10 protein-coding genes are annotated in these 11,712 nt (G+C 47.4%); 3 read left to right on the top strand and 7 right to left on the bottom strand.

The annotated features are described in order from the left end of the window. Positions 1–2: 2 nt before the first annotated feature. Entirely contained in the window at positions 3–2,015 is a 2,013-nt protein-coding gene (locus J3L11_RS00440; RefSeq protein WP_207569669.1) for a methyl-accepting chemotaxis protein, read from the bottom strand. Positions 2,016–2,124: 109 nt separating this feature from the next. Further along, a complete protein-coding gene (locus J3L11_RS00445) occupies positions 2,125–3,018 on the bottom strand; it encodes a LysR family transcriptional regulator (protein ID WP_207569670.1) in 894 nt (297 codons plus the stop codon). A 122-nt stretch (positions 3,019–3,140) separates the two neighbouring features. Between J3L11_RS00445 and J3L11_RS00450 the strand changes: the two genes are divergently transcribed. Together J3L11_RS00450 and fghA are read left to right on the top strand one after the other, a co-directional pair. Next, complete coding sequence (locus tag J3L11_RS00450; protein WP_207569671.1) at positions 3,141–4,265, top strand: S-(hydroxymethyl)glutathione dehydrogenase/class III alcohol dehydrogenase; 1,125 nt, start codon at positions 3,141–3,143, stop codon at positions 4,263–4,265. Positions 4,266–4,276: 11 nt separating this feature from the next. Beyond that, entirely contained in the window at positions 4,277–5,113 is an 837-nt protein-coding gene (fghA, locus tag J3L11_RS00455) for an S-formylglutathione hydrolase (RefSeq protein WP_278250699.1), read from the top strand. An 80-nt stretch (positions 5,114–5,193) separates the two neighbouring features. Here the strand turns inward: fghA and J3L11_RS00460 are convergent, their stop codons facing one another. From J3L11_RS00460 to J3L11_RS00480, 5 genes are all read right to left on the bottom strand, one after another. After that, the gene (locus tag J3L11_RS00460) at positions 5,194–5,541 is read right to left on the bottom strand and encodes a hypothetical protein (RefSeq protein WP_133038799.1); all 348 of its coding nucleotides are present in this window, start codon (positions 5,539–5,541) and stop codon (positions 5,194–5,196) included. Positions 5,542–5,588: 47 nt separating this feature from the next. Then, positions 5,589–6,254, bottom strand: coding sequence for a response regulator transcription factor (locus J3L11_RS00465; RefSeq protein WP_133038757.1), 666 nt, complete (start codon positions 6,252–6,254; stop codon positions 5,589–5,591). Positions 6,255–6,418: 164 nt separating this feature from the next. Beyond that, positions 6,419–6,823, bottom strand: a complete 405-nt coding sequence (locus J3L11_RS00470; RefSeq protein ID WP_133038800.1) for an acyl-CoA thioesterase — start codon at positions 6,821–6,823, stop codon at positions 6,419–6,421. Positions 6,824–7,097: 274 nt separating this feature from the next. Next, positions 7,098–8,162 carry a 3-deoxy-7-phosphoheptulonate synthase gene (locus tag J3L11_RS00475; RefSeq protein WP_189615376.1) on the bottom strand — a complete coding sequence of 355 codons (1,065 nt, stop codon included), beginning with the start codon at positions 8,160–8,162 and terminating at the stop codon, positions 7,098–7,100. A 169-nt stretch (positions 8,163–8,331) separates the two neighbouring features. After that, positions 8,332–9,144, bottom strand: coding sequence for a pyruvate, water dikinase regulatory protein (locus tag J3L11_RS00480; protein WP_189615374.1), 813 nt, complete (start codon positions 9,142–9,144; stop codon positions 8,332–8,334). Between the two features lie 123 nt (positions 9,145–9,267). On the opposite strand from J3L11_RS00480, the gene ppsA reads away from it, so the two are divergent. Continuing rightward, positions 9,268–11,637, top strand: a complete 2,370-nt coding sequence (ppsA, locus tag J3L11_RS00485) for a phosphoenolpyruvate synthase (protein ID WP_207569672.1) — start codon at positions 9,268–9,270, stop codon at positions 11,635–11,637. Positions 11,638–11,712 lie beyond the last annotated feature (75 nt).

Consider the following 11,712-nt stretch of genomic DNA (forward strand, 5'->3'; position numbering starts at 1 on the left):
GATTACAGATCATAATGGTGTTCCTTGGCGTATTCGGACAAGGTCTCAATAAGTTGGATTTCCTGCTCAATGAACTGGATCTGCTGATGGGTTTCTTCTGCTCGGGCAATATCCTGTTGTGCCATTGCGGCCGCGTCTCTGGAACTTTCGGACAAATTTTTCAAGTCGTGGCTGAGCGTCTGTGACTCAGCTTCAATATCACCGAGCACTTTGTTAATGCTGTCAATCGCTACCGCAATGCCGTTAATCGCCGTGGAAACTTCCTCTACCGTTTGACCAGTCTCTTTCACGCTGTTCTGCGTGCGTTGTGATAATGCCCGGACCTCATCCGCGACGACGGCAAAACCTCTGCCCGCTTCGCCTGCGCGGGCCGCTTCAATGGCAGCATTTAACGCCAGCAGGTTCGTCTGCTCGGCAATTCCACTGATGGACTGAATGATACTGACAATCCTGTCGGCACTTGATCTTAATTGTGTCATCCCATCAGTCAGATAGTGGCGCTGTGTTTGTTGGCGGGCAATTTGGGTCATGAACAGTTCAAACTGTTCAGCAATGGTTACCTGCCGTTGTGATGAATCACTAGCTTCTGCGGCAATGTGTTGTAACTGTTGCGCAGATGACTGGATTAAGGGGTGGATCTTCGCCATGTGCTGAATGGTGTCAGCCTGTAATGTGTTAATTTTATTGGTGCTGATTGTCATTGCACGCAGATAATGACTAGAAAATGCGGCTAAGTAGAACGGGTAATTTTCGGCATATTCATCCTGGAACCGAGTGCCCGCTGGCACGTTAAAGAAAGCAACTGCTGTGACCGTTTGATTCTGGTGTAACCCTAAAAACTCTCCGAAGGTTGAAAATCCAGAGAGGCAGATGTCCTCAAAGGCGTTGACTTGATCAAGCTGATCAGCGTTGTTAAGCCGCCTTAAGATGCAATCATTGGCAATCATGGCCACGGGTTTTCCAGGTTTATTGCGCATAAAACGCTGGAAATCGTCGGCAGTGGACTGGGCAAAGTTTTTGGCTTTAACCAGTAACAGGTGTTCACCAAAATTTAAATTACAGAAGAAGCGAATACTGCCGTCAGCATTGATGGCGGCTACGGAGCGCACATAAATATTGCCATCGATTTCGATACCAAAAGAGTGCTGTTGCAGCTTTTGCTCCAGTTGTTGTTCACTGCAATTAAAGTAGCGGGTCAGCACAGCCACCGGCGTTTGTAACTGCATCTGTTCATCCAGCACGGTTTTTAATGTACGTGTCAGCGGATCGAAGTTAACAATGTCAAAGCCATTGCCAGTCTTGACAAAATTGTGGCTCTTTAAGATGCCAAAGCGGTAGCCTTCGGCGATTTTGCAAAAACAGATCACGGCGCTGTTGGTTTTGATCTCACCATCAAGTGCAATATCGGCCTGGGAAAAATCCAGTTTCCCGCCTGCGCTCCCCCCAACGAAGTAACAAGGAAAACGTCTGCTCTTGTACAACGCCTGGGTAAAAAAATCTTCGCTCGCCGAAAGCCCGTCAAAGTAAGTCAACGCCAGAGTGCTTTTACTGCCGATATCAAATGGTACGGAAATACGCTGGATCTCGTCCATAATGCGCTTGATGCGGTCTTCCGGCTGCTGTTTTGCTGTACCGCTTTTAATGTCGGCACTGAAGAGGTTAATGCAATGGACCGAAGTGGCACTGAGTAAGCGTTTGGAAAAAGCGTGGATGACAATACCGTCCCATCTGCTGGGAGTGGCATGATACAACTGTTGATTACCACCTAATTCACCGGCGGTCATCAGCGCAATAATGTGTTCGGCAAACGGCATGGCCTGTTTGAGCTGGCGATTGACTGCCGCAAAATCACAGTGGGGGGACACATAAGCCAGCACTAAGGCGGTGCCGCCCTGCAACTCAAAAATATGGCACTGGTCAGCAGTGATATTGCTGGCATTGAGAGTTTGCGTAACTGAAAGCGGTGCATCGTTAGCTGCATGTTTTTTATCAACGGAGAAGCGGTTAAACCACATAAAAGACCCCCTGATAGCATGACCGACGCATGCCTCTAACTGTTTGATAGATATGGCTTCAGAACCGACCATATGACTATAGTTAGTGTAGTGCAAAAGTGGAGTTAGGCTAAAGTGATATGCGTATAGTTGGTGTGTTTAAGCCCTGTTGCAGCCACTCAAGCAGCAAACTGACTTTGGGTGAAAGATGACGGTTTTGCGGATATAACCCCCAAACCCCTTCAGCCGCCGCGCGGTAATGTTCCAACACGGCCACAAGCGTGCCCTGTTGTAGGTCCTGCTGCACATAATAGTCAGGTAGTTGTACTAAACCGAGCCCTTTTCTGGCGGCATCACGTAACCCTATCCCAGAATTGCACTGTAATCGTCCGTTAACTCGCCAAGTACGTTCCTGACCTTGTTCGTTGAAGCGCCAGTATGGATGATTTCCGACAAGACATTGATGGTGCTGGAGTTCCGACAAACTGTGAGGAATACCGTAATGTTGCAGGTATAAGGGGCTGGCGCAGACGTAATTACTACGAGTGGCGAGTTTTCTGGCCATGAGACTGGAGTCCGTCAGTTTCCCAAGGCGGATAGCCAGATCAAAACCCCCTTCAATCAGATCTAACGTTTTATTAGTCAGCTCCAGTTCAAGCTGTAATTTACTGTATGTTAATAGAAAATCATTCAACAATGGTAAAATGAACTGTTCTCCATAGGTTACCGGCGCCGTGATCCTCAAGAGACCTTGCGGTTCCAGTTTTAAGCTGCCAAGCGTGCGCTCCGCTTCTTCTATGCCGTCTTGCAATGCTCGGCAGTGGCGGTAATAAAGTAATCCTTCGTCACTAAGGGTGACTTTACGTGTGGTGCGGTAAAACAGTTTGGTGTTCAGTCGTTGCTCTAGTGCGGTGATCTGGCGGCTTACCTGGGCGGTGGAGATGTTCAGACGGTGAGATGCCTTGGTAAAACTCTGACTTTCTGCGACCGCGATGAATTCGCAGATGCCTTCCCAGTGATTCATTATTACCTATATGTAAAAGTCATTTGTTAATGGCTTAGATTATCTCTATATCTGAAATAAATAAAATCTAAAACTGTACTATTATGCCGCGCAACGATTTTTGCGTAATCAAGGAGAACTTCATGAGCGACAAATTTATTAAATCCAAAGCTGCCGTAGCCTGGGAGCCTGGTAAACCATTAACGATTGAAGAAGTGGATGTCATGTTGCCCAGAAAAGGAGAAGTTCTGGTGCGGATAGTCGCAACCGGCGTTTGCCATACCGATGCTTTTACGTTGAGTGGCGATGATCCTGAGGGCGTTTTTCCGGCGATTCTGGGGCATGAAGGTGGTGGGATTGTGGAAATGGTCGGCGAGGGCGTGACCAGTGTGGCGGTGGGCGATCACGTTATCCCACTTTATACGGCAGAGTGCGGCGAGTGTAAGTTCTGTAAATCGGGTAAAACTAACCTGTGTCAGGCGGTGCGTGAAACTCAAGGCAAGGGGTTGATGCCCGATGGCACCACGCGTTTCTATAAAGATGGCCAGCCCATATATCACTACATGGGATGTTCGACTTTTTCTGAATACACCGTACTACCGGAAATTTCCTTGGCAAAAGTCAATAAGAGCGCACCCTTGGAAGAGATTTGTCTGCTTGGTTGTGGCGTCACCACTGGTATGGGGGCTGTGATGAATACCGCTAAAGTCGAAGCGGGGGCAACGGTGGCAATTTTTGGTCTGGGGGGCATTGGCTTATCCGCTATCATTGGCGCGACCATAGCAAAAGCCGGTCGAATTATCGGCATCGATATCAATGAAGGTAAATTTGAACTAGCAAAAAAATTGGGAGCAACCGACTGCATCAATCCGAAGCATTATGACAAGCCCATTCAGCAAGTGATTGTAGAACTGACTGACGGCGGTGTGGATTACTCTTTCGAATGTATTGGCAACGTGAATGTGATGCGCTCTGCTTTAGAATGTTGTCATAAAGGATGGGGACAATCGGTGATTATTGGCGTTGCCGGTGCTGGTCAGGAAATTTCAACACGCCCATTCCAGTTAGTCACTGGTCGTGTCTGGAAAGGTTCAGCATTTGGTGGTGTAAAAGGTCGTTCAGAACTGCCAGGGATTGTGGAGCGCTATCTAGCAGGAGAATTTAAGCTCGACGATTTTATTACGCATACCATGCCACTGGAGCAGATTAACGATGCGTTTGAGTTGATGCATGAAGGCAAAAGTATTCGCAGTGTGATCCACTACTAAGCGAGGGCACTATGCTGGAAAATATCAGTAGTAATAAGGTATTTGGTGGTTGGCATAAGCAATATCGGCATCGCTCAACAGTCCTTAATTGTGATATGCGCTTTGCCATCTACTTGCCGCCATTGGCCAATTCGCAGTCGGTGCCGGTATTGTACTGGCTGTCAGGACTAACCTGCACCGATGAGAATTTCATGCAGAAAGCGGGGGCCCTGCGAATAGCGGCGGAACTGGGAATGGCGCTTGTCTGTCCCGATACCAGCCCACGTGGAGAGGGTGTTGCCGATGCCGAAGATGGTGCTTACGATTTAGGTTTAGGTGCTGGTTTTTATCTCAATGCCACCCAGGCACCTTGGAGCAGCCATTACCGGATGTATGATTATGTGGTATCTGAGTTGCCAGCGTTAATAGAGCAGCATTTCCCGGTGAATGAACAACGGGCGATAGCGGGCCATTCAATGGGGGGGCATGGCGCACTGACGATTGCGCTAAAAAATCCTGGGCGTTATGTCAGTGCCAGTGCATTTTCACCTATTTGCCATCCGCTAGCATGTCCTTGGGGGCAAAAAGCGTTTACCGCGTATCTTGGTGATGACCGGGAACAGTGGAAACAATATGATGCCGTGGAGCTTATTAAAAGTGGCGCAGCGCCTTTACCCATGAAAGTGGATCAGGGCGAAAGCGATCCGTTTTTAGCAGAGCAGTTGTTGCCTGAGACATTGATTTCGGCCGCTAAGCAGATGCAGTTTGACCTCGATTATCAGCTTCATGCTGGTTACGATCACAGCTACTATTTTATTGCCAGTTTCATCGAGACTCATCTGCGGTTTCATCAGCAGCACTTTCAATAACCATTATTCAAACGTCTACAAAACAATACCAATGTTGCTCACTCAATACTTTCAATACTTTTGAGTGAGCGGCATTGGTGTTACTTGTTCTGACAGATTTTCTGCAGTAACAGGATAAACGCTTTCAATGCCTGTTGATTGTCAAAGCCAAATGCCAAACCGTAGTGCACCGGTGTAAGGCTTTTGTATATGCGCTTGGGGAAACGCACCATCTGGGCACTGTGAAAATAACCTGGCTTGGCATGAGTGCCTTCAAGTTGTGATAACTCGTTCTGAAACAACTCATAAGCAGGACGTATCACCAATTGCGGCGACTTTTGTTCCGTCTGCATATAAAAAGCTTCTTTGCTGCCAGACAACATGTATTCGGTAATCTTGCCTTGACAGAAATTAGTGCGGCATTCAAGTTCAGATAGCGAGCTAACCATTTCGGCATGAGTAATCAAAACGCTAGCTCTCCAATTATTATGTTAGTTTAAGATAAATCGACTTTTTCCATGTCCAGTTGCTGCAGGGCGATAACGGCCTGCGTCCGGTTACGAACGCCTAACTTACGGAAAATTGCGGTGGCATGAGCCTTAATAGTCGCTTCTGACACACCCAAATCATATGCAATCTGCTTATTTAACAGACCTTCAGCAAACATCTGTAACACACGATATTGCTGTGGCGTCAGCTCTGACAATTTCCCGGCCATTTTTTCCGAGTCATTGTCATCGTTGATTTCCATTAATTCGATACCTGCAGGTAGCCAGATATCGCCCATCATCACATCCGTAATGGCTTGGGTGAAGGTTTCCATCGATGCGGACTTAGGAATAAATCCGGCACTGCCATAATGTAATGCTCGGCTGATGGTGGCCGCATCTTCATGGGCAGAGATAATGATCACTGGCAATTCAGGATAATGAGAACGCAAATGAATTAACGTGGAATAGCCATGAGAACCGGGCATTTGTAAGTCTAGTAATACCAAATCGTAATTTTGCTGTTCGGCATCCAATAGCTGTTGCAATGCATCCGCACTGTCGGCTTCAAACCACTGAGTTTCACTGAATCCCGGTGTCAGCGCTTGACGCAAAGCATTACGGAACAGCGGGTGATCATCGGCAATAATGATGTTGAGATTTTCTGGCTTCATGGCAGTTGTTCTTCGATGTACGCACATGTAAGTGCGCACACTGTAACAGAATTCCTAAATTAAATCCTATTGCTTTAATCAAGCAGTAAGCATCCTTGGCAACAACAACTTAGACTTTAGTTGAGTTTGTCAGCCAATGAAAGCTCTTTATGGCAACACAATTGTCAAAGTTGACAGGCGGGGCAGAGATCGAACAGATCTTCTGTGAGTACAGCAGTTGGTTTACGGTCGCTGTCGATGGCAACCATAGTGAAAACTCCGCGAATTGCGTGTTCGCGCTGATCTCTATCCATTGCTTCTATGTAGATGTTGACCTCAACTTTTAATGAGGTATTGCCCACATGGATCACTGAGGCAATTAATTCCGCCATGGTCCCCGCCGGAATTGGCTTTTTAAAGTCGATGCGATCCGAACTCACGGTGACTATCGGCTTGCGGCAAAAACGGGTGGCGGCAATAAATGCGGTTTCATCCATCCACGCTAATGCCTCGCCACCAAACAGGGTATTGTGGTGGTTGGTGACACTGGGAAATACCGCTTTAATAACTCTGGACTCAGCCATTGCCATGCGTGTCTTTATTATCCGCTGTCTTTGCTCTGATGTGATGGCACTGGAAAACAGTAGCGTTTGTTGATTGTTTAGTTCGATGTCGGACATAAGGTTGATCCTGTTAATTTAGTCGCGACATTATACTAAAGTCTAATAATGGTGGGTTAGGGGAATTTTAAGTACACGATGAAAGTAAATTACAGGGATTTTATCGTTTAATCGGTATTATCTTGCCGTGTATAAAAAACACCCAGCGACTGCCGGGCGTCTTTTCATACACTGCAATGTTGTTTTATTTGGCTAGACGTAAACGGCGTGAGCGGGCTGCTTCTGCCAATGCTAGAAGTAGCTGTTCAGAATCGTCCCAGTTCAGACAAGCATCGGTAATACTTTTTCCATAAACCAGTGCCTGTCCTGGGATGACCTGCTGGCTTCCTTCTTCAATAAAGCTTTCTGCCATCACCCCGGCAATCGCGCTAGAGCCAGAACATAACTGCTTGATAATGTCGTCAGCTACTTCGAGCTGTTTACGATGCTGTTTCTGACTGTTGCCGTGACTAAAATCGATGACAATGCCACTGCGGATGCCTACGGCTTCAAGTTGTGATTTTGCTTCAGCGATATGCTCAGCGCTGTAGTTGGGTGTTTTACCACCACGCAGGATCAGATGACCATAGGGATTACCGTGCGTCCGGTAAACCGACATAAAGCCGTCTTTATCGGGGGAGTAAAAAATGTGTTGAACACGTGCTGCGCGTACTGCATCCACCGCAATTTTCACATTACCATCAGTGCCATTTTTAAAGCCGACAGGGCAGGATAACGCTGAGGCCATTTCTCGATGGATCTGACTTTCTGTGGTACGAGCACCAATAGCGCCCCAAGTAATTAAATCGGCAATGTACTGACCATTCACCATATCCAGAAATTCAGTGGCAATAGGTAATTTCAGTTCGGTGATCTGCTGTAACAGTTGCCGCGCTAAACGCAGACCTTTATTAGGGCTAAAGCTGCCATCAAGATCTGGATCGGAAATCAGTCCTTTCCAGCCGACAATGGTGCGGGGTTTTTCAAAATAGACCCGCATCAGAATGCACAGTTCATCTTTCAATTCATGGTGGAGTTTGGCCAGACGCTTGGCATAATCCATGGCAGCTTGTGGATCATGGATGGAACAAGGACCAATAATTACCAGCAAACGCGGATCTTCACCCTCAATAATGGCGGCCACTTGATCGCGTTGCTGCACTAAATAGTCGGCAGCTTCCTGGGTTAGGGGATACTCAGATGCGAGTTGGGCAGGTGAGATCACTTTACATAATAGTGAGGAACGTAATTCGTCTGTTTTAATGGTCATTCATACTACCGGAGGACTAAAAGACATAGCTAATCAGCTGGCATGCTCGGGATTATAACTAATCAGGCGAGCCAGCAAAGCGATAATGACAGATAAAGCCATAGTTGTAACTAAATAACAGTTAAGGTAAGGCGATTTAGTGCAGTTAACACTAAAGCGCCCAGTCACCTCAAAACATATGACGCTCTAGCCCAATGGTATCTAGGATTTTGGTGGCAATTTCCTCCACCGATTGGTGCGTCGTGTCGATGTATGGAATTTTTTCTTTCTTGAACAACATTTCTACCTCTTTTACTTCCATACGGCATTGGCGTAATGAGGCGTAACGACTGTTTTCCAGGCGGCTTTCACGAATCTCATGTAGGCGTGCGGCATCAATTGTCAGTCCGAACAATTTATGTTTATTGCGTTTCAATACTTCCGGCAGCTTCAGGTTATCCATATCCTCTTGAATGAAAGGATAATTAGCAGCCTTCACTCCGAACTGCATGGACAGGTACAAACTTGAGGGAGTTTTGCCACAGCGGGAAACGCCCACCAGAATGATATCGGCTTCATCCATGTGCTTCAGCGTCTGACCATCGTCGTTTTCCATCGCGAAATTAATGGCTTCGATGCGGGCATCATAGCTGGCATTGAGCATACTGTGAGTGCGATGCATGCTGGGCATGGCTTGCACCCCCAATTGTTGTTCGAGGGGGGCCACAAAGGTGTTCAGGAAATCATAATCCAGCCCTTCGCTGGAATAGATGATGTCGCGGATCTCGGATTTAACGATGGAATGAAACACCAAAGGCCGCTGTCCTGTTGTAATAAAACTATCATTTATAAGCTTCTTTACAGACTCAGCTTTGGCGATGGTTTCCACGAATGGAATTGTAACTGAATCAAATTTAAGGGGAAATTGAGAAAGCACCGCGTGCCCAAACACCTCAGCAGTGATCGCTGTACCATCGGAAATATAAAACACTTTTGGTGCCATACCAACCTCATGTAGTAATTAAATTACAAACAAAATTATACATTTACGCTCTTTTCTGTGAAGTGTAAAATGCTTGCGCCCCAGTTTGAAGGGCCACTTAAATAAACTTGCGGAGATAGAACTGTGCAGCAATATGTACTCTGGTATCAGGAATTAGGCATGGAGGATGTCAGCAAGGTTGGCGGTAAAAACGCTTCCCTTGGTGAAATGATCAGCAACCTGGCCAACGCCGGCGTTCAGGTACCCGGCGGCTTTGCGACCACTTCCTATGCTTTTAATCAATTTCTCGAGCAAAGCGGAGTCAACCAAAAGATATATGACATTCTGGACACATTGGACGTTGATGATGTCAATGCATTGGCAAAAGTTGGTGCACAGATAAGACAATGGGTCGTAGAAACGCCATTCCAGCCAGAGCTGGAACAGGCAATTCGTACCGCCTATGAGAAATTGTCTGCAGAAACGACCGATGCCTCTTTTGCCGTACGCTCTTCAGCAACAGCAGAAGACATGCCAGATGCCTCCTTTGCCGGACAGCAGGAAACCTTCCTGAACGTCAAAGGTTTTGATGCAGTTTTGGTGGCAATTAAACACGTTTTTGCTTCTCTGTTTAACGATCGCGCTATTTCTTACCGTGTCCACCAAGGGTATGACCATCGAGGTGTGGCGCTGTCTGCCGGTGTACAGCGGATGGTTCGTTCAGATAAAGCCGCTTCCGGGGTGATGTTCACCATCGATACTGAATCTGGTAACGATGACGTAGTGTTTGTGACATCCGCATACGGACTGGGCGAAATGGTCGTGCAGGGCGCTGTGAACCCTGATGAATTTTATGTGCATAAACCCACCCTCGTAGCGGGTCATCAGGCTGTCGTGCGCCGCAACATTGGCAGCAAGCTGATCCAGATGGTTTATTCTGACGATAAATCACATGGCAAACAGGTGAAAATTGAAGACGTAGTCCAACAAAAACGTCGTCAGTTTTCCATCACCGATGAAGAAGTCATGTCGCTAGCTAAACAGGCGCTGATCATTGAAAAACATTACGGCCGTCCGATGGATATCGAATGGGCCAAAGATGGCAATGATGGCAAACTGTATATTGTACAGGCTCGTCCTGAAACTGTACGCTCACGCGAAGACGTGCAGACCATCGAACGCTATCATCTGAAGTCCCGCGGTGAAGTGATCTGTGAAGGTCGCGCTATCGGTCACAAAGTGGGTGCTGGTGTCGCCAAGGTGCTGCATTCTCTGGATGAAATGGACAAGATCCAACCCGGTGATGTCCTAGTGACTGACATGACTGACCCTGATTGGGAACCTATCATGAAGCGTGCCAGCGCTATTGTGACCAATCGCGGTGGACGTACCTGTCATGCGGCAATTATTGCCCGTGAACTGGGGGTTCCTGCCGTGGTGGGTTGTGGTGATGTGACTGACCGTATCAAGAACGGTGAAGAAGTCACTGTCTCCTGTGCTGAAGGTGATACTGGCTATATCTACAAAGGTAAATTGGAGTTCGACATGATCTCCAGCCGCGTGGATGCCATGCCAGAACTGCCGATGAAGATCATGATGAACGTGGGTAATCCTGATCGTGCCTTTGACTTTGCCCGCCTGCCAAACGCGGGTGTCGGTCTGGCGCGTTTGGAATTCATCATCAACCGCATGATTGGTATTCACCCGAAAGCGCTGCTGGAATTTGACCAACAGGACGATGCGCTGAAAGCCGAAATCGAAGAGATGATTGCCGGTTACGCTTCTCCAGTTGAATACTATGTAGCGCGTCTGACCGAGGGTATCGCTTCTATCGCTGCCGCGTTCCATCCGAAGAAAGTGATTGTGCGTATGTCTGACTTTAAGTCTAACGAATACGCCAATCTGATCGGTGGCGATCGTTATGAACCTGACGAAGAAAACCCAATGCTGGGTTTCCGTGGTGCCAGCCGTTATGTGTCTGAATCCTTCCGTGATTGTTTCGCGTTGGAATGTGATGCAATCAAGCGCGTGCGCAACGACATGGGGCTGAAGAACGTTGAAGTGATGATCCCCTTTGTGCGTACCTTGGAAGAAGGCCGTAAAGTGGTGGAATTGCTGAAAGAGCAGGGCTTGGAACGTGGCAAAGATGGCTTGCGCGTCATTATGATGTGCGAAGTGCCGTCTAACGCTATTCTGGCGGATCAATTCCTAGAGATTTTTGATGGTTTCTCCATTGGGTCTAACGACTTGACTCAGTTGACGCTGGGGCTGGATCGCGATTCCGGTATCATCAGCCACCTGTTTGATGAGCGTAATGAAGCCGTCAAAGCACTGTTGGCGCTGGCTATCAAAGCGGCCAAAAAGAAAGGGGCTTATGTTGGTATCTGTGGTCAGGGCCCTTCAGACCATGCTGATTTTGCCGCCTGGTTGGTAGAGCAGGGAATTGATTCTGTATCCTTGAACCCTGATACCGTCATTGATACTTGGCTGTATCTGGCGGAAGCACAGGGTTAAGCGCTTCACAATTCTCTAACACCTCGGAAGAAGCCGCTTTTTAGCGGCTTCTTTTTGTTTATAATGGCTCCAAAA

It is taken from the genome of Shewanella sp. 4t3-1-2LB, assembly GCF_017368415.1.
GTDB classification, from domain to species: Bacteria; Pseudomonadota; Gammaproteobacteria; order Enterobacterales; family Shewanellaceae; genus Shewanella; species Shewanella fodinae.